This is a genomic window from Nocardia sp. NPDC050793 (assembly GCF_040654065.1).
Lineage (GTDB): Bacteria > Actinomycetota > Actinomycetes > Mycobacteriales > Mycobacteriaceae > Nocardia.
Map to the genome: position 1 here is coordinate 560,634 of NZ_JBFAHG010000003.1, position 18,299 is coordinate 578,932.

Annotated in this window: 16 protein-coding genes; 4 read left to right on the plus strand and 12 right to left on the minus strand. The window is 68.8% G+C overall.

The window, feature by feature from the left end; all coding sequences use genetic code 11:
• The first annotated feature begins 43 nt into the window (after positions 1-43).
• Both AB0H50_RS13150 and AB0H50_RS13155 read left to right on the plus strand, forming a co-directional pair.
• The gene (locus AB0H50_RS13150; protein ID WP_357450791.1) at positions 44-1,534 is read left to right on the plus strand and encodes an ABC-F family ATP-binding cassette domain-containing protein; all 1,491 of its coding nucleotides are present in this window, start codon (positions 44-46) and stop codon (positions 1,532-1,534) included.
• Positions 1,527-2,384 carry a virginiamycin B lyase gene (locus AB0H50_RS13155; protein WP_357450794.1) on the plus strand — a complete coding sequence of 286 codons (858 nt, stop codon included), beginning with the start codon at positions 1,527-1,529 and terminating at the stop codon, positions 2,382-2,384. Before AB0H50_RS13150 ends, AB0H50_RS13155 begins: the two co-directional genes overlap by 8 nt.
• 140 nt (positions 2,385-2,524) lie before the next feature.
• On the opposite strand, the gene AB0H50_RS13160 is transcribed toward AB0H50_RS13155, so the two are convergent.
• From AB0H50_RS13160 to AB0H50_RS13185, 6 genes are all read right to left on the minus strand, one after another.
• A complete protein-coding gene (locus AB0H50_RS13160; protein WP_357450797.1) occupies positions 2,525-4,141 on the minus strand; it encodes a VWA domain-containing protein in 1,617 nt (538 codons plus the stop codon).
• A 170-nt stretch (positions 4,142-4,311) separates the two neighbouring features.
• Complete coding sequence (locus tag AB0H50_RS13165) at positions 4,312-4,584, minus strand: WhiB family transcriptional regulator (RefSeq protein WP_357450799.1); 273 nt, start codon at positions 4,582-4,584, stop codon at positions 4,312-4,314.
• A 24-nt stretch (positions 4,585-4,608) separates the two neighbouring features.
• Positions 4,609-5,154 (minus strand): HNH endonuclease, encoded by a 546-nt coding sequence (locus AB0H50_RS13170; protein WP_357450802.1) that lies wholly within the window; start codon positions 5,152-5,154, stop codon positions 4,609-4,611.
• A gap of 79 nt (positions 5,155-5,233) precedes the next feature.
• Entirely contained in the window at positions 5,234-5,356 is a 123-nt protein-coding gene (locus tag AB0H50_RS13175) for a hypothetical protein (RefSeq protein ID WP_357450805.1), read from the minus strand.
• Between the two features lie 125 nt (positions 5,357-5,481).
• Positions 5,482-6,030 (minus strand): DM13 domain-containing protein, encoded by a 549-nt coding sequence (locus AB0H50_RS13180; RefSeq protein ID WP_357450808.1) that lies wholly within the window; start codon positions 6,028-6,030, stop codon positions 5,482-5,484.
• A 114-nt stretch (positions 6,031-6,144) separates the two neighbouring features.
• Entirely contained in the window at positions 6,145-7,284 is a 1,140-nt protein-coding gene (locus AB0H50_RS13185) for an acyl-CoA dehydrogenase family protein (protein ID WP_357450811.1), read from the minus strand.
• A 93-nt stretch (positions 7,285-7,377) separates the two neighbouring features.
• Here AB0H50_RS13185 and AB0H50_RS13190 point away from each other — a divergent pair, with 93 nt between their 5' ends.
• The gene (locus AB0H50_RS13190) at positions 7,378-8,070 is read left to right on the plus strand and encodes a winged helix-turn-helix transcriptional regulator (protein WP_357450813.1); all 693 of its coding nucleotides are present in this window, start codon (positions 7,378-7,380) and stop codon (positions 8,068-8,070) included.
• Positions 8,071-8,083: 13 nt separating this feature from the next.
• Here AB0H50_RS13190 and AB0H50_RS13195 read toward each other — a convergent pair whose 3' ends face one another.
• The 5 genes from AB0H50_RS13195 to AB0H50_RS13215 all read right to left on the minus strand — a co-directional run bounded on the left by AB0H50_RS13195 (position 8,084) and on the right by AB0H50_RS13215 (position 13,180).
• The gene (locus AB0H50_RS13195; RefSeq protein ID WP_357450816.1) at positions 8,084-8,965 is read right to left on the minus strand and encodes a hypothetical protein; all 882 of its coding nucleotides are present in this window, start codon (positions 8,963-8,965) and stop codon (positions 8,084-8,086) included.
• Between the two features lie 463 nt (positions 8,966-9,428).
• A complete protein-coding gene (locus AB0H50_RS13200) occupies positions 9,429-10,718 on the minus strand; it encodes an acyl-CoA dehydrogenase family protein (protein ID WP_357450819.1) in 1,290 nt (429 codons plus the stop codon).
• Between the two features lie 2 nt (positions 10,719-10,720).
• Positions 10,721-11,353: a TetR/AcrR family transcriptional regulator gene (locus AB0H50_RS13205; RefSeq protein WP_357450821.1), complete on the minus strand. Its 633-nt coding sequence runs from the start codon at positions 11,351-11,353 to the stop codon at positions 10,721-10,723.
• The gene (locus AB0H50_RS13210) at positions 11,350-12,399 is read right to left on the minus strand and encodes an alcohol dehydrogenase catalytic domain-containing protein (RefSeq protein ID WP_357450824.1); all 1,050 of its coding nucleotides are present in this window, start codon (positions 12,397-12,399) and stop codon (positions 11,350-11,352) included. The genes AB0H50_RS13205 and AB0H50_RS13210 overlap by 4 nt, the downstream gene beginning before the upstream one ends.
• Positions 12,400-12,439: 40 nt before the next feature.
• Positions 12,440-13,180, minus strand: coding sequence for a glucose 1-dehydrogenase (locus tag AB0H50_RS13215; RefSeq protein ID WP_357450827.1), 741 nt, complete (start codon positions 13,178-13,180; stop codon positions 12,440-12,442).
• Between the two features lie 265 nt (positions 13,181-13,445).
• Here AB0H50_RS13215 and AB0H50_RS13220 point away from each other — a divergent pair, with 265 nt between their 5' ends.
• Positions 13,446-15,626: a malate synthase G gene (locus tag AB0H50_RS13220; RefSeq protein ID WP_357450830.1), complete on the plus strand. Its 2,181-nt coding sequence runs from the start codon at positions 13,446-13,448 to the stop codon at positions 15,624-15,626.
• Between the two features lie 61 nt (positions 15,627-15,687).
• On the opposite strand, the gene AB0H50_RS13225 is transcribed toward AB0H50_RS13220, so the two are convergent.
• Positions 15,688-18,129 carry an FHA domain-containing protein gene (locus tag AB0H50_RS13225; protein ID WP_357450832.1) on the minus strand — a complete coding sequence of 814 codons (2,442 nt, stop codon included), beginning with the start codon at positions 18,127-18,129 and terminating at the stop codon, positions 15,688-15,690.
• Positions 18,130-18,299 lie beyond the last annotated feature (170 nt).

The following is an 18,299-nucleotide window of genomic DNA, read 5'->3' on the forward strand; positions in this document are numbered from 1 at the left end:
TGCATTAGCAGGCGTGATTCGTTAGCTTAAAGCTACACAAGTAGTGATTGGAGTGCACCTGACCACCCAGCTGACCCTTCGGGGTGTTGCGAAGTCCTACGGCGAGCGCCGCGTGCTCGACGGCGTCACGTTCTCGATCCGGCCCGGCGAGCGGGTCGGGATCGTCGGTGAAAACGGTTCGGGCAAGTCGACATTGCTGCGCGTCATGACCGGAGTCGAACCGGCCGACGAGGGTGTCGTGACCGTCGCCGCGGCAGGCGGCATCGGCTATCTCGCACAGACACTGGCGGGCGATACCGTCGCCGACGCCATCGATCTGGCCCTCGCCGAGCTGCGTGACCTCGAGCGGCGCATGGGCGAAGCCGCCGCCGCGCAGGACATGGACGCCTACGGCGACCTGCTCACCGCCTTCGAGGCCAGGGACGGCTACGACGCCGACGCCAGGGTCGAAAAGGCCATGCACGGCCTCGGCCTCGCGGGCATCGGCCGCGACCGCGCGGTGGCGAGCCTCTCCGGCGGAGAACAGGCGCGACTTGGTTTGGCCTGCCTGCTGGCGGCGTCCCCGGAGATCCTGTTGCTGGACGAGCCGACAAATCATCTCGACGACGCCGCTCTGACCTGGCTGGAAGACCGTCTTCGCGCTCACCGCGGCACCGTCGTGGTGGTCTCGCACGACCGGGTCTTCCTGGACCGGGTGGTGACCGCGATCATCGAGGTCGAGCACGGCGGCGTCACCCGGTTCGGTGGCGGCTACACCGGTTTCCTCGCCGCCAAGGCCGCGGCCCGGCAGCGCTGGGAGCAGGAGTACGCGCAGTGGCGAGATGAGATCCGGCGGCTCGAGGAGTTCTCCGCGACCACCGCGCACCGGGTCGCGGCGGGCCGGGTCATGAAGGACAACAACAAGATGGCCTACGACCGCAACGCGGGGCGGGTGCAGAGTTCGATCTCCTCGCGGGTGCGCCAGACCGCCGAGCGATTGCGCAGGCTGACCGACGATCCGGTGCCGCCTCCGCCGAAGCCGCTCCGGTTCCGCGGCAGATTCGGTGCGGCACAGGCGAAGTCGTTCGCGATCGGCGAGCTCACCCTCGGCCCGCGCGATCGGCTGCTCATCGACGGACCCAATGGCTCTGGCAAGTCGACGCTGCTGGACCGGATCTACGGCAGCGCCGAGGGCCGCGTCGGCTACCTGCGCCAGGAGGTCGCGTTCGATCCGGCGCAGACGGTCGCGCAGGCCTACGGCCACGGCCGGGAGGCGCTGGTGTCGACAGGTCTGTTCCACCCGAGTGCGCTGGACGTGCGCGTCGGTGCGCTGTCGGAAGGGCAGCGGCGCAGGCTCGCGCTGGCCAGGGTCTTGGCGGGCGAGCACGATCTGCTGCTGCTCGACGAGCCGACCAACCACCTGTCACTGGCATTGGTGGAAGACCTGGAGCAGGCGCTCGGTGAGTATCCGGGCGCGGTGGTCGTGGTCAGTCACGACCGCGCGTTGCGCCGCCGGTTCCAGGGGGAACAGAAGGGAGTGCACGAATTTGCCTGAGATCCGCACGACGATCGAGGCGCCGGGTGCGCCGTACGGCGTGACCGTCGACAAGGCGGGCACGCTGTGGTTCACGATGGCCGCGCAGGGTGCGATCGGCCGATGGACGGGTGAGCGAGTCGAGACAATCGCCCTCGACCCGTCCGACGGGCAGCCGACCGTGATCGTCGCAGGTCCCGACGACGCGGTGTGGTTCACCGAGTTCGGCGGCAACCGCGTCGGCCGGATCGGGGCGGACGGCGCGTTGTCGTTCGTCTCCGCCGACGCGCCGTACGGTCTGTGTACCGGACCGGACGGCGCGCTGTGGTGCACCGAACTTCAGTCCGGTCATCTCGGGCGGTTGTCCGCCGACGGGACGATCGTCCGGTACCCGGTCGACGGCATGCCCTCGATGATCACCGCGGGGCCCGACGGCGCGCTCTGGTTCACCTTGAATCAGGCCAACGCGATCGGCCGCGTCACCACGGACGGTGCGATCACCACGTATCCGCTGCCGACCGCGCAGGCGAACCCGGTCGGCATCACCGCGGGACCGGACGGCGCGCTGTGGTTCGTCGAGATCGGTGCGGGACAGGTCGGCCGCATCACCACCGACGGCGCGATCGAGGAGTTTCCGCTGCCGGATCGTGCGGCCCGTCCGCACGCGATCATCGCCGGACCCGACGGAGCGCTGTGGTTCACGCAATGGGGGAGCTCCCGGCTCGGGCGGATCACCACCGCCGGGCAGATCAGCGAACTCGACCTGCCCGGCGCGGAACCGCACGGTCTGGCGCTCGGCCCCGACGGTGCGATCTGGGTCGCTATGGAGTCGGGCGCGCTCGTCTGTGTCGAACCGGACGGACGGAAATAGTCATCCGAGCCTGGCACGCGCTCTCATCGAAAGGGCACTACAACCGGAGAGATCGGCGAACTCGATCTCCCGGCGCCGAACCGCACGGCCCGTCCGTCGATGCGGACGGTGCGATCTGGGTGGCCATCGAGTCCTGAGCCCTACGGGGTGGTCAGGGCTTGGACCACCGCGCTGCCGAAGCTGAGATCGTTCGAGGTGGCCAGCCGAACGTAGCTGCCGCCGGTGCGCTGCGCCGCGGTCTGCAGCGTCTCGGCGCCGCTGCCGCCGATCACGATGACGTCGACGCGCACCGGACGGTCCGGATCGGCGGCCGCCGCGAGGTCGGCGAGCAGCTGCGCGCCGGTGAGTGCGGAGTCGTCGTCGGGCCCGTCGGTGATCAGCAGCACCGAATTGGTCCGGCCCTCGGCGTAGCCGGCCACCGCGCTGCGATAGGCGGCGAGCAGCGCGGGGTAGGCCTGATCGGTCTTGGTCTCGGTGGCGCGGACGGCGCTCAGCGCGGTGTCGATCGTCGCGCGCTGGCCGTCCGCGAGCGCGGCCGTTTTGGCCTGCACCCGGTACGGGTTGCCGCCGTCGAGGCTCTTGCCGAAGGTCCAGACGCCGAGGCCGAAGTCCGGCGGCATGACGTTCATGGTGGAGCGCAGCGCGCCGAGCGCATTCGCCAGCCGGGTGCTCGAACCCTCGGCCGTCGACATGGACGAGGAGACGTCGAGCAACACCGTGGACTGCACACCGAGCACAGGGTGCGCGAGGGTGGCCCGCACCTTGTCCAGTGCGGCGCGGGACGCGCCGGGGCCGGTCGGCGGCGGCACCGCGGTGAAGTCCGCGCTGGTGAAGAACGGTGACTGCTCGGGGTTGCGCAGATAGTCGACGAAGAGCCCGGCGATCAGGTTCTGCGTCTGATCCACCCATGGCCCGGAGATGAGCGCGGCAGGGTGGTCGGCCACCGGCGCGGTGCCCACGGGACGGAAGACGGCGACGCCGGGCCGCCCGGCTATTTGCTGCTCAGTAGCGACTACCGCGTGGATGGCGGAGTTCGCGCCATGGGCCGGATCGGCGACCGCGGCGAGGGCGGCGGCGGTGTCCGCGGCCTCCGGCGCTCCGGACGCCAAGCCGGAGACCGCCGCGACCACCTGGCCGGACTGCGCGCCCGCGTCGGACAGCGGTTCCTCACCGGCTATGGCGGACCCGACCGCGACCGCGGCGGCCACCCTGGCATCGCCCGGCGGCAGCGCCAAGCGCAGTCCGCCCCAGCCGGGCAGGCCGATCTCGCCGAGCGAACCCTGTTGCAGGCGAGGCAGATCGCCCCACGCGATCCGCGCGCTCTCCAGTGCGGCGCGCACTTGCTCGGGCACGCCGAGCGCGATCGGGCTGCCCGCGATCGGGCTCGGTTCGCCCGCAACGAGTCCCGGCACTCGCATGGACTCGACGGCGCGGGAGGAATCCGGAATCCACAGCGCGGGTTGCGGTCCCAGTGCCGGGTTCCACGCGCCGCCCGCGCGGAAGCCCTCGGCGATCTCGGCCGAGGGCCGTGCGGTCACCGTGACGCGCGCGCAGTGATCGCGCACCTGCGGCTCGGTCGCGTTGTACTTGTCGGCGATGGCGCGCACCGGCGCCTCGAGGTCGGGATCGACGGTGACGAACAGCGTCGCGGGTCCCTCGACGCAGCCGGCGGCCGCCGCGCTGTCCCGGTCCGCGGCCCGGTCACGGAACTGGAACCAGGCGAAGACCGCGGTTGCCAGTAGCAGTAGAGCGACCACCGCGATAACCGGACCTTTGCTGATACCTCGAGATCTGGTCCCGCTGCGATGAGTGCCCACGGCGCATCAGTGTATGGTCACCGCCGGTCAGCCCGCCGGGCGAGTCCACCTGTTCGGCGGGCGACGCGTGCGAACCGCCGACGCTGTCGTACGTCGGCGGCTCGCGGCGGTCATTCGCGGATCATCCGCCCGCGGTCGAACTCGTGCCCGCCCCACACGCCGGACTGGCCGGTCTCGGCGGCGAAATCGGCGCAGGCCGCGCGGATCGGGCAGCTCGCGCAGATGGTCCGCGCGTAGTCGAAGTCCTGGGACGGGTACGGGAACCAGGCTTCGTGATTCGGGTCACCACGGCACGCGGCCCGGTGCCACCCTCGGGCATCCGAGAGCGGCAGCAGGTCGGCGAGCGTCGACTCGATCCCGGTCGGTGCTGTTCGGACGGTCATGGATCCTTACTCCTCTCTCGATGCTCAGGCGCTCGCCAGCTGCTTCCAGATCTGACGTTGCCGTTTGGCCAGGTGATCGGGCGCCTTCGGTTCCCACAGCAGCCGCATGCCCGCCTCCTCCGGCGTGCGGTCGGCCTTGAGCGTGTTGCACGGAGCACAGGCCGCGATCAGGTTGCTCCAGGTGTTGGGTCCACCGCGGCTGCGCGGCCGGATGTGGTCGACGGTGCGCGCCCATCCGGCGCAGTAGCCGCACCGGTGCGCGTCGCGGCGCAGCACGCCCGCCAGGGTGGCGCGACTCTGGTCGTCGACCCGGCCGGTGTGCTCGATGTACACATAGCGCAGCAATCGGATGGTCTCCGGCAGCGCGATCTCCATCTGCCGCGACCGGATCGGGAAGTACGGCTCCCTGTCGGCGACGGATTCGGCGGCGCCGCTGATCAGCAGCACCACGGCGCGTTCGGCGGCGACCTCGTCGAGCGCCTCGTAGGAGGCGTTGAGGACGAGGACGCCGGTGCGTATCCAGTTGTCGGCGGTCACCGCCACCGGATCGGCGGCACGACGGAACATCATGGGGCTCACCATGTTTCGTGGAGAAAGTGGAAGATTCAGCGAAGCGCGGCGCGGCGCTCCGATTCGGGAACCGGTGGGGTCAGCGACCGGCCGGGAGGTGGCCTGCCGCGCCGCCGTCGCCGCGCGACGGCTGTCCGTTCTCGACGATCGAGAACCGCTGTACGGCTTTGCTGTTCGCCGAATACGCGATCATCGGATGCACGGGCCACCTCCTCCTTCCAGGTACTCGTCGGATCGCCCCGCCGATCGGGGCGATCATCGTGGAATCACATGGTGGCACAGGGAACCCGCGTTTGTCGGGTCATTTTTTTCGCGACGCGCGAGCCTTCAGACCGCGTGCAACGCGGCCGCGCCGAAAGACACGTCGAACCGATCGCACCAGATCGAGACGCTGGTCATGGCGGCGAGATCGACATCGGCCGGAATGGCGTAGTTCTGGCTGCCCTTGTTGCCTTTCAGCTGGCCGAGATCGGTGTGACGGCCGTCGTCGAAGACGCCCCACCCCGCCCTGCCTTCGAGTACCGGTGCGTCGGTGAGCCAGACGTGCAGGTCGGGTCCGTCGGACGTGTCCAGATCCGCAAGGCGCAGCACTCGGCTACCGTCGGCCAGCTGGAGGACGCTGACGGTGCCCGACGTGCCGTGCTCGTGGGAAATGAATGTGCCCGCGGCGAGTGTGCGCGGCGGCTGCGATGCCGGGTCGATCTGCGGCGAGCCGCCGGGTGGCGCGACCACGGTGGGAGCCGCCTCGTCGACGGTGGTGTCGGTGACGAGCCGCCATGGCTCGAACAGGGCCAGCGCCACACCGAGCCCGACCACGACCAACGCCGTGAGTACCCAGGTGATCGGGGAGCGGGCGATCGTGCGCATCGACGCCATGACTGTCCTTCCGGTCGCGCGGGCACGGCATGACGACCTGCCTCGCTCTAGCAGACACAGGCGAATCGCGCCCCTGTCCATCATCACCGAACAGGGGCGCGTCGTTCACCGGTTTCACCCTAGCGGGGTGTGTCCGAGCAGGACGTGTCCGCTGAACAGGGTCTGCTTGGCCCGCGGGAGCGGATGGAACAGGCAGCCGTGCACGTCGCGGTAGCGCATCTCCAGTTCGCTGCCGCGCGAGTAGCCGACGCCGCCGACCGTCTCGATGGCCAGTCGCACGGTCTCGATCACCGCGTCCGCGGCGACGGTTTTGCGGCTGAGGGTGCGCGCCGCGTAGGCGTCGGTGTTGGCGAACCCGAGGTTCTCCGAGCCCGCGAACATGGCCTCGACCAGATCGGCCGCGGTGGTGTGCGCATTGGACAGTTCACCGGCCAGCTGCACGATGTGCGGATCGCCGCGCCCGGCCACCAGGTCGAGCGCGGTGCGCACCGCGCCGTCGGCGATGCCGAGGTACGCCGCGAGGACCAGCGGCAGCGCCGCGCCGATCACCACGTTCAGCAGGGGCGGCCAGACATCGGCCGGCCGGATCAGGGAGATGGCGGCGTCCGGGACGAACACGCCGTCCAGCACCACCGTGTGCGAGCCGGTCGCGCGCAAACCCACAGTGTCCCAGGTCTTTTCGATTCCGACGCCGGGCGCGTGCATCGGGATCGCGCAGTGCAGCACCTGCGGGCCTCCTGGCCCGTCCTGGTAGCGCACGCTGGTGACGAGCACGGTGCCGACCTCGCAGCCGCTGGCGGGCGCCTTGCGCGCGTGCACCAGGTAGCCACCGTCGACGCGCTCGGCGCGGCCGTTGGAGGCCACCCAGTCCGAGGCGCCGGTGCTGACCAGCAGCGCGCCGTCGACGACCTTCCGGAACAGCGGGGTGGCGTCGGCGCCGTGCTTGTGCCGCCACACCTGGGTGGCGACCAGGTGCGCGTGCATGGCGAACGCCACCGCGGTGGAGGGGTCGTGGCGGCCGAGTTCGCGCAATATCTCGCCCATGTCGCGATGCGTGGCGCCTCCACCGCCGTACTCGGTGGGGACAAGGGCGGCGGAGAGCCCCGCGGTGCGCAACAGGTCGAAGGCGGCCGCGGAGATTTCGCCGGTGCGATCGCGGTCGGCGACCTCGGCGCGCAGGGTCTCGCCGATCGAGCGGGTGCGCTCGATCCAGTCGGTGGTGGTCATGACGTCGGGGGTAGCGGTAGTGGTCATGTTTCGAAGCTACGAAGCCACGCGATAACCGAATAGTGCAGAAAGTGGACTCAGCCGGTCCACGAAAAGGACCACGGAATCGCGAGGTGCGGCGTGACGACAACGACGGCGGGCTACGGACAGTACTGCCCGATCTCCCGGGCCCTCGACCTGCTCGGCGAGCGATGGTCGCTGCTCATCCTGCGCGATCTGCTGCTCGGCAGCACCCGCTTCAACGACCTCGCCCGCGGCCTGCCGGGGCTGTCGCGCACCCTGCTCACCAAGCGGTTGCGCCAGTTCGAGCGCGCGGGTCTGATCGAGAAGATCGGCGGCCGGTACCTGCTGACCGAGGCGGGACGTGACCTCGAGCCGATCCTGTTCGGCCTCGGCGCCTGGGGCGCGCGCTGGACCTTCGGCGAACCCGACCCAGAAGAACTCGACGCCGACCTGCTCGTCTGGTGGATGCACAGCCGCCTGGACACCTCGTCGTTCCCCGGTGTCCGGCAGGTGCTCGCGGTGCGGTTCACCGACGATCCGCGCCGCTACTGGATCGTCGTCGAACGCGGCGCGCCCTCGGTGTGCGTCACCGACCCCGGCTATCCGGTGGACGTCACGATTCGCTCCGACGTCGGCTCGCTCTACCAGGTGTGGTTGGGCCGCATTCCGGTATCGCGCGCGCTGCGCACCGGTCGGCTCGAATTCGCAGGCCCGACGGTGCTGACCCGCAGAATGCCTGCCGTACTGCAATTGAGTCCGGTTGCGCCGTATTCGGATTCACGGGCCGAACTGTCTTCGATGTCGGCCTGAGCGAGGCGGTGGGCTAGGGGTTCCGCGCGATATCGATGCGGATGGAATCGCTGTCCTTGATGACGAACACCCGGTCCTGCTTGGCTTTCCACTGCTGTGGGAGCAAGTAGTAGCGGTCGGAGGTGCGGACGAGAAGCCACAGTCCGCTGTAGACGTAGCGGTACTTCTCGTTGGGCGCGGTGATTTCGCCGAGCTGGGCGCCCCCGCCCTCGATGCCGAGCCGGTCGACGCTGAACACGACGATGGCGGGGCGGTCGACGAAATGCACCGATTCTTGGTGCAGAGCGTCGTCTGTGCCTTTGCGCTCCGCGAAGGCAGCGGCGGCCCAGACGTAGCCGATCATGGCGACCGCGACGAGCGCGATGGTCCTGACCTGCATCACCGTCCGGCTCGGCCGCCGGATGCCCAGCACGGTCGGGTAGCGCCACAGCAGCCAGGTCGCGTAGCCGATCATCGCCGAACCCGCGATCAGCAAGAACGGAGCCTCCTCCGCGAGCGGAGCAGCGAAGCGTGTCGGCTTGAAAGCAAGGACGGCGACCGCGGCGATGAGCAGCGTGCCCGCCGCGGCGGACAAGCGGACGTACCACCGCAGGGTGGTGCGCGGACGTCCGCTTTTGAGCGCGTGCCAGACCGGCAGCTTCCGGACGGCGAGCATTGCGAGAATCCAGAACAGGGTGGACAGCAGCGGCAGGAACATCGCTCCGACGCTGAACAGGACGTAGTCCTGTGTCGTGAATCCGAGCGTTCCGGCGGATACGCCGAAGTGCCCGAAGAAAGCCCGGCTGTACGCCCAGCCGAAGTAATAGAGCACGCCGGTGACGAATGCCACCTGCGAGGCGATGGCGCCGAGTAGGGGAAGCAGCGCGAAAGCGCGCGCGTCGTTCGCGGTGGTCACTGGGATGGCGGGACTATGAGTGTGGTCGGGGGTGCGACCTGAGTGGTCGTCGCTCCTGGGAGAGTCGGCTGGATCGTCGTCGGCGGTCCGACGGTGGGGACGGTCGTCGTCGGTCGAATGATGGTTGGGGCGGTATTCGGAATCACGCCCGTCGGCGAGGTCGTGGGCGGCGGCGTCGGCACCGACGCGGGCGTGGCAGTCTGCGCAGGGGAGCCGTCCGTCGTCCGTGACGTGGTCGTGTCACGGTCTCCGGTCTCCTCGTCCGCACACCCGCTCGCGCCGAGGGCCAGCGCCAGCAGCGCGACAGCGATGCCATATCCGGTACGCACGATCGGAAATCCCCTCGTCGTCCGACCCACAACCTGCTTCGAAATTGTGGCACGGCACCCGAGCTGTCCGGGACCGTTCGCCGAGATCGAATCCCGCCGGGACCACGGCACGATGGTCCCGGCGCACCGTTCGGCTAGAGGTTCCCGACGACGTGCTCCAGTCGCCGCGCGACAAGTTCCCGCGCCTGCTCCCGCAGCGCGGGCCGGTACCCGCTCGGGTAGACGGGATCGCCCGGGGCGTAGTTCTTCAGCACTTCCTTGGCGAGGGTGATCTTGTGGACCTCGGTCGGCCCGTCGGCGATCGCCATGACCTCGGCGTAATTCATCATGTCGACGAACGGCAGGTCCTCGCTGACGCCGATGGCGCCGTGCAGGTGCAGGGCGCGCTGGGCGATGTCGTGCATGACCTTGGGCATGGCCACCTTGATGGCGGCGATGTCCTTGCGCACCTTCAGGTAGTCCTGTTCCTTGTCGATGCGCCAGGCGGTGCGCAGCACCAGCAGCCGGAACTGTTCCATCTCGATCCAGCTGTCGGCGATGCGCTCCTGGGTCATCTGCAAACCGCCGAGCGGCCCCTTGCGCATCTGCCGCGACACCGCGCGCTCGCACATCATGTCGAAAGCCTTGCGCACCAACGCGACCGTGCGCATGGCGTGGTGCACCCGGCCGCCGCCGAGCCGGGTCTGGGCGACGATGAAGCCCTGGCCCTCGGCGCCGAGCAGGTGGTCGACGGGGACACGCACGTCGGTGAAGCGCAGGTGGCCCTCGTGCTCGCTGAAGCCGTGCACATGGAAGTTCTTGACGATCTCCAGGCCGGGCGCGTCGGCGGGCACGATGAACATCGACATGCCCTGGTACGGGCTGACATCCGGGTTGGTGACGACCATGACGATGTGGAAGCTCGCGAACTGCGCGTTGGAGTTGAACCACTTCTCGCCGTTGATCACCCAGTGATCGCCGTCGCGCACCGCGCGGGTGCGGAAGAGCGTCGGGTCCGAGCCGCCGGTGGGTTCGGTCATCACGTAACAGGAGCCGATCTCACCGGCCAGCAGCGGCTCCAGGTACTTCGCCTTCTGCTCCGGGGTGCCGTAGTGCGCGAGGATCTCGGCGTTGCCGGAATCCGGTGCCTGGCAGCCGAATACCGACGGCGCCCAGACCGAGGTGCCGAGCACCTCGTTGAGCAGCGCCAGCTTCATCTGTCCGTAGCCCTGGCCGCCGAGCTCGGGGCCGAGGTGGCAGGCCCACAGTCCCTGCTCCTTGACCTTCTCCTTGAGCGGCCGCATCAGCGCCATGGCTTCGGTGTTGCTGCGGTCGTAGGGATTCGGGTACAGCAGGTCGAGCGGCTCTACCTCGGTGCGGACGAACTCGGCGGCCCAGTCCAGCTTCTGCTGGAACTCCGGGTCGGTTTCGAAATCCCAAGCCATGATCAGCCTTTCGTGTTGTGGTCGGTGACGACGCCGTCCAGGACGGTGGCGGCGAGCAGCTCCGCGATCTCGCCGGGGGAGCGGCCGCCGTGCGGGCGATACCAGAAGGTCACCATGTTCAGCATGCCGAGCACGCTGTTGGTGATCACGTGGTCGGCGGTGCGCAGCAGGCCCGCGGCGTATCCCGCGTCGAGCACCTGCTGCCAGTGCAATTGAATCCGGTCGCGCAGTTCCTGTAGCTCTGCGCCCCGCTCGCCGGTCAGCGCGCCCACGTCGCGTAGCTGGATGGCGACCTCGCGGCGGTGTTCCACGATCAGTTCCACGTGGCTGTGAATCAGATTGCGCAGCTTGGTGATCGGGTCGTCGTCAGCGCTCGTGATGCGTTCGGCGTCGGCCAGCATGAGCTGGGTGTAATCGCGCAGGATCTGCCAGAGCAGTTCTTCCTTGGAGCCGATGTGGTAGTACAGCGCACCGCGCTGCACGTCGGCGCGGTCGCCGATCTCGGCGACGCCGGTGCCGTGGAAACCCTTCTCCGCGAACAGTTCCACGGCGGCGCGGACGATGCGACCGTGGGTGTCGCCCGCCGTCGATTCCGAGGACGGCGGGCGTCCGCGACGGCGCGTGAGGCCGGTCATCGCCACGGATCCAGGACGACCTTGCAGACCTTGTCGGCACGCTCGGCGAACATGCGGTACGCCGCAGTCCCTTCCGACATCGGCAACCGGTGCGAGACCACGGCTTCCGGGCGCAGCCTGCCCGCGGCGGTGAGTTTCAACAGCGCGGGCAGTTCGTACTGGACCGAGCACAGCCCGATGTGGAACTCGAGCTCCTTGACCTGCGCGAGCGGCAGATGGAACGGGTAGGCCCGGTTCTGGCTGACGCCGACGACGCTGACCCGTCCGCGATGGCCGACCACGCTCGTTGCCAGCGCGATGGTGGCGTCGGCCCCGACCGCCTCGAGCGCGACATCGGCTCCGCCGCCGAGCATTTCGCGTACAGCCTGCTTCGGATCATCGGATTCGACGGGTTCCGCGCCGAGCTCGGCCGCTCTGGCACGCCGGTCCGCGACCAGATCGATGCCGAGCACCCGCGCGGCGCCCATCGCGAACGCGGACTGCACCGCCATCAATCCGACCGGGCCCAATCCGATCACCACCACGGTGTCGCCCGGCGCGACGCGGGCCCGGCGGGCGGCGTACCAGGCGGTGGGGGCGTTGTCGGTCAGCACGATCGCCGCCTCGTCGCCGATCGCGTCGGGCAGCCGCACCAGATTGCCCGTGGCGTGCGGCACCGCGAGCAGTTGCGCCTGCGCCCCCGGCAGCGAACCGCCGAGCCCGTAGCACGCGTCGACCGGCAGCGGCTGCCGCTCACACGCCGAGACGATGCCTGCCCGGCAGCGGCCGCACCGGTCGCAGCCCGCCGAAGCGGGCACCAGCACCCGGTCGCCGACCGCGAGTCCGTGCGCCTGGGGGCCGAGCTCCAGGATTTCGCCGACCGCCTCGTGGCCGACTCCGTAGCCGGTGCCGGGGGTGAATCCGTGGCCCCCGTAGATGTGCAGGTCGCTGCCGCAGATTCCGGCCGCGGTGACCCGCACGATCGCCCCGTCCTCGCCGGGCAACACCGGGTCGCCGATATCGCCGAACGAGATCGCTTGCGGCCCGGCGTAGGTCAGTGCTTTCACGAGAGAGTCCCTTCGATGACGAGTGTGTTCACCGTGCCGGTCATCGCCAGCCGCCGTCCAGCGCGAGGGTCGCCCCGGTGCAGAAGGAGGCTGCCTCGGAGGCGAAGTACAGTGCGGCGCCGACGATTTCGTCCGGCCTGCCGACCCGGCCCATGGCATTGTGCTCGGTGAGCGCGGCGCGCAGCTCGTCGGGCCATGCCTTGGCGATGTCGGTCTCGAACGGTCCGCACTGGATCGTGTTCACCCGCACCTTCGGCCCGTAGGTCTGCGCCAGACCCGCGGTGAGCGCGTTGAGTCCGGCCTTCGCGGCCGCGTAGGGCACCGCGAGCGGTTCGGGCCTTGCGGCCTCGATGGAGGAGATGTTGACGATGCTGCCGCCCTCGCCCGCCGCCATCCTCGTCGCGACGAGCGCGGAGAGCCGGAACGGGCCCTTGAGGTTCACGCCGACAACCTTGTCGAACATCGCCTCACTCACCTGGTCGAGGCTGGGATACAGCAGGGACATGCCCGCGTTGTTCACCAGCACGTCGACCCGCCCGAATTCCGCGTAGGCGGCCTCGACGAGCGCGTCGCACTGGTCCCACTCGCTGACGTTGCAGGCGACCGGGAGCGCCCGGCGGCGGTGCGCGTTCTTCACCTCGTCGGCCACTGCGACGCAGCCATCGAGCCGGCGGCCCGCGATGACGACATCCGCCCCTGCGGCGGCGAAGGCGAGCACCATTTCCCGGCCCAGGCCTCGGCTGCCGCCGGTGACCAGAACGACCTTGTCGGTCAGCGACATCGGCGCCCCTCTCGCAGCAGAAATGTTCCAATCAGTACATTAATTGCGGTGAGCGCTAGGATCAAGGGGTTGTTCGGCCGACCGCCGACACCGCGTGACGCGTCATCGACCGACCCCGATCGGCGGCGCGGCGAAATATCGCGAGCACCCCCGGCGTTCATCCGACGCCCTCGGCGTGCGCTGGCCCTCCGCAGGGAATGGGCCTACCGGCGGGTAACATAAAACCCGTCTTTTCCACCCGGCTTTCTCAGAAGTGAGGCAGTAGATGACAGAGCGGATTCAGGTCGGCGGGCTCCAGGTGGCCAGCGTTCTCCACGAGTTCGTCGAGAACGAGGCGCTTCCCGGTACCGGCGTAGATTCCGCCGCGTTCTGGGCGGGCGCCGAACAGGTGATCAACGACCTCGCTCCGCGCAACCGCGCCCTGCTGGCCGAGCGCGACGACATCCAGGGCAAGCTCGACGCCTGGCACGCGGAGCACCCCGGCGCGAACTACGACAAGGCCGCCTACAAGAGCTACCTGACCGAGATCGGCTACCTGCGTCCCGAGCCCGCCGACTTCCAGATCGAGACCGAGAACGTGGACGCGGAGATCGCCGTCACCGCCGGTCCGCAGCTGGTGGTCCCGGTCATGAACGCGCGCTTCGCAATCAACGCCGCGAACGCCCGCTGGGGCTCGCTCTACGACGCGCTCTACGGCACCGACGCCATCTCCGAGGCGAACGGCGCGGAGAAGGGCACCGGCTACAACAAGGTGCGCGGCGACAAGGTCATCGAGTGGGCGCGCAACTTCCTCGACGACTCCGTCACGCTGATCACCGGTTCGCACATCGGCTCCACCTCCTACAAGATCGTCGACGGCGAGCTGGAGGTCGGCCTGGAGGACGGCACCGAGATCGGTCTGGCCGACCCCTCGCAGCTGGTCGGCTACCTCGGTGACCCTGCCTCGCCGACCTCGGTGCTGCTGAAGCACAACGGCCTGCACATCGAGATCCAGATCGACCCGAGCTCGCCCATCGGCAGCACGGACACCGCGGGCGTCAAGGACGTCGTGCTGGAGTCCGCGGTCACCACGATCATGGACTTCGAGGACTCGGTCGCCGCGGTCGACGCCGAGGACAAGGTGCTCTGCTACCACAACTGGCTCGGCCTGATGAAGGGCACGCTCGCCGAGAAGGTCAGCAAGGGCGACAAGACCTTCACCCGCACCATGAACCCGGACCGCGTCTACACCGCGCTGGACGGTTCCGAGCTGGTGCTGCACGGCCGTTCGCTGCTGTTCGTGCGCAACGTCGGCCACCTGATGACCTCCGACGCCATCCTCGACGCAGAGGGCAACGAGGTGCCCGAGGGCATCATGGACGGCCTGATCACCTCGCTGATCGCCAAGCACTCGCTGGGCGGCGACACCGAGCTGAAGAACAGCCGCACCGGCTCGGTCTACATCGTGAAGCCGAAGATGCACGGCCCCGACGAGGTCGCCTTCGCCAACGAGCTGTTCGGCCGCGTCGAGGACGTCATCGGCCTGGACCGCAACACCCTCAAGGTCGGCATCATGGACGAGGAGCGCCGCACCACGGTGAACCTCGAGGCCTGCATCCAGGCGGCCAAGGAGCGGGTGGTGTTCATCAACACCGGCTTCCTCGACCGCACCGGCGACGAGATCCACACCTCCATGGAGGCCGGGCCGATGGTCCGCAAGGCCGACATGAAGGCCCAGCAGTGGATCCTGTCCTACGAGGACTGGAACGTCGACACAGGTCTCAGCGCAGGTTTGCCAGGGCGTGCGCAGATCGGCAAGGGCATGTGGGCGATGCCGGACCTGATGGCCGACATGCTGGTCCAGAAGGTCGGCCACCCGAAGGCGGGCGCCAACACCGCGTGGGTGCCCTCGCCGACCGCCGCCACCCTGCACGCCACCCACTACCACCTGGTCGACGTGTTCAAGCGGCAGGCCGAGATCGCCAAGGGCGGTCGCCGCGCCACCGTCGACCAGATCCTGGAGATCCCGCTGGCCGCCGAGCCCACCTGGACCGCCGAGGAGAAGCAGCAGGAGCTCGACAACAACTCGCAGTCCATCCTCGGCTACGTGGTGCGCTGGATCGACCAGGGCGTCGGCTGCTCCAAGGTGCCCGACATCAAGGATGTCGGGCTCATGGAAGACCGTGCCACCCTGCGCATCTCGAGCCAGCTCATGGCGAACTGGCTGCGCCACGGCATCGTCACCGCCGACGAGGTGGTGGCCAGCCTGGAGCGGATGGCCCCGGTCGTCGACCGCCAGAACGCGGGCGACCCGAACTACCGCGCGATGGCCGCGGACTTCGCGGGCAGCATCGCCTTCCAGGCCGCCAAGGAACTGATCCTGGAGGGCACCAAGCAGCCCAACGGCTACACCGAGCCCATCCTGCACCGCCGCCGCCGCGAGGCCAAGGCGCAGGCCTGCGTGTAAAACGCTGAGCGACGAACGAATCCCCCGGTCGACCGAGTCGGCCGGGGGATTCGCGTATCGTTCACAGCCTGGCGGCGGGGGCGCCGCGGCGCCGTGGGCGCATCTGGTAGAGGCGGTACCAGGCCAGCGTCAGGAAGACGATCCCCAGAACAGCGACGACTCCCATGTCGGCGAACCACGTTCCGAGGGAATGTTTCCACAGCGGGTCGGCTGCGCCGTCGTGCGGTGAGAGGGTGTCGAGGTCGAGCGTGGCTGCTCCCGCGGCGAACCCCCATCGAGACGGCGATATGTAGGCCAGTTGTTCCAGGAAGAATGTGCCGGGGAGCCGCACCAGCCCGCCCGTGAGCACCAGTTGCGCCATCGAAAGCACGATCAACAGCGGCAGTGTCTTCTCCGAGGTGTTCACCGATACCGAAACCAGCAAGCCCAACGCCAGCGACGTGATGCCGAGTAGCGCCATCGCCAGGATCAGCTCCACCTCGACCGAGGTGAACAACCCTTTGGGCGGCATATCCACGCCAATGGTGCCGATCAAGACCAACACCGCCGCCTGAATGGTGGTGATCACCCCCAGCACCAGCATTTTCGACATCAGATAGACGCCCGCCGACAGGCCCGCCGCGCGTTCTCTTCGGTAGATCGTCTGCTCCTTGACGATCTCGCGAATCGAGTTGCCGGTGCCGACGAAGCATGCGGCGAACGCCAAGATCATCAGCTTGGTCGGTGCGTCGGTGTTGGTTCCCGGCTCCCCGGCGAACCCCTGACCCGGCGGCACCGCGGCGATCAGGCCACCCAGCAGAATGGGCATCGCGCCGAGCAGCACCAGATAGCTTCGGTCCGAGGCGATGACCGCCAGGTATCGCCTGCACAACGTGCTGAGCTGGCTGACCTTGGACTGCGGCGCCGGCGGCGGCTCCGGCCGGCGCACTTGCGCCGGGCCGACCTCGTCGGTCAGTCCGACCGCCACGTACTGCTGGAAGTACGCCGAACTCCGGAACTCACCGGCCCAGTCGCGGTCTGTCTCGCGGTCGAATGCCTGGAACACCTCGGCCCAGCTGCGTTGCCCGAAGTGCCGCAACCCCTCCTCGGGCGGACCGTAGTAGGCCAACCGACCGCCGGGCACCAGCACCAGCAGGCGGTCGCAGGAATCGAGATTGGCCACGCTGTGCGTCACCACGATGACGGTCCGCCCGTCGTGCGCCAGTTCGGACAGCATTTCCATGACCGTTTTGTCCAGGCCAGGGTCGAGACCCGAGGTCGGTTCGTCGAGGAACAGCAGTGACGGTTTGGTCAGCAGCTCCAGCGCGACGTTCACGCGCTTGCGCTGCCCGCCCGAGAGCTTATCGATGCGGGTGTCGGCGTGCTTCGCCAAGCCGAGTTCCTCGAGGACCTCGTCGACCCGCTGCTCACGCTCCTCCTTGCGCGTGTCGCCGGGGAACCGGAGTTCGGCCGCGTAGAGCAGGGCGCGCCGGGTCTGCAGCTGGTTGTGCAGGATGTCCTCCTGCGGGACCAGCCCGATGCGGTGCCGGAGTTCGTCGTAATTGGTGTACAGGTCGCGCCGGTCGTAGCGGACCGTGCCCTCGGTCGCGGGCCGCAGCCCGGTGACCGCGCCGAGCAGCGTCGACTTGCCCGCTCCAGAAGGCCCGATGACGGCGACGAGCGAGCGATGCGGGATGGGGAAGCCCACCCCGTCGAGAAGTACCTTGCCTTCCGGTGTCCGCACGATGAGGTTCTGCACCGTGACCGAGACGTCACCGGTGTCGACGGACTCGCGCAGTTCGTCGCCGACCAGCCGGAAGGTAGCGTGCCCCATGCCGATCGAATCGGATTCGGCGAGATCGGCGGTGCCGACCCGGTGGCCGTTGACGTAGGTACCGTTGTGGCTGTCGAGGTCGACGATCCGGTATCTGCCTTCGCCGATCACCCGTAGTTCGGAGTGGTAGCGGGAGACCATGAGGTCGGGCACGACGATGTCGTTGTCGGCGGCGCGACCGATCCGAAGCGACCCCGTGATCCGGACTACCGCACCGGGGTGGGCCGATGGAGCCGTCGCTCGCGAAACCAGGCCCGGGTGCGACTTCGTGATCGTCGGTTCGTCGTCGAGCCGGTAGCCGGGATCAGGGACGACCATCGTGTCGCCACCGCCGTCGCCCGCGGGCTCGTGGACGGCCGGCGCTTCCACCGAGCAGGTCAGCTGCTCGCCGTCCCTGGCATGGCCGAGCTGGAAGGTCTCGTCTCGATCGATCACCATTCGGTCGACGCGGTGACCGTCGAAAAAGGTGCCGTTGAGGCTGCCCGCGTCCTCGATTTCCCAGCCGTCCGAGCCTCGCTCGAGAACGGCGTGCAACGAAGAGACGCGGGGGTCGGACACGACAATGTCGGAAGTCGGATCGCGACCGACGTTATAAGCGCCCCCGGCGCGTAGCCGATAGACGCGTTCCCTGGTCTGCACCACCAGAACCGGTGCGTCGGGAAATTCGATGGAGGACCGTTCATCCGCCATGAAGGGAGTATACGACCGACCCGGGCTGCCGCCGCAAGGGTCGGGCGCTCACGAGCCCGCCGTATCCGGGCTTGCGCGACCTCACCCCTCTATCCGGGAAAAGCCGCGTGACCAGGGCAAACCGTTCCCCGTAGCGGAGTGGAACGGTGCATCCAGACGGCGGAACCGGG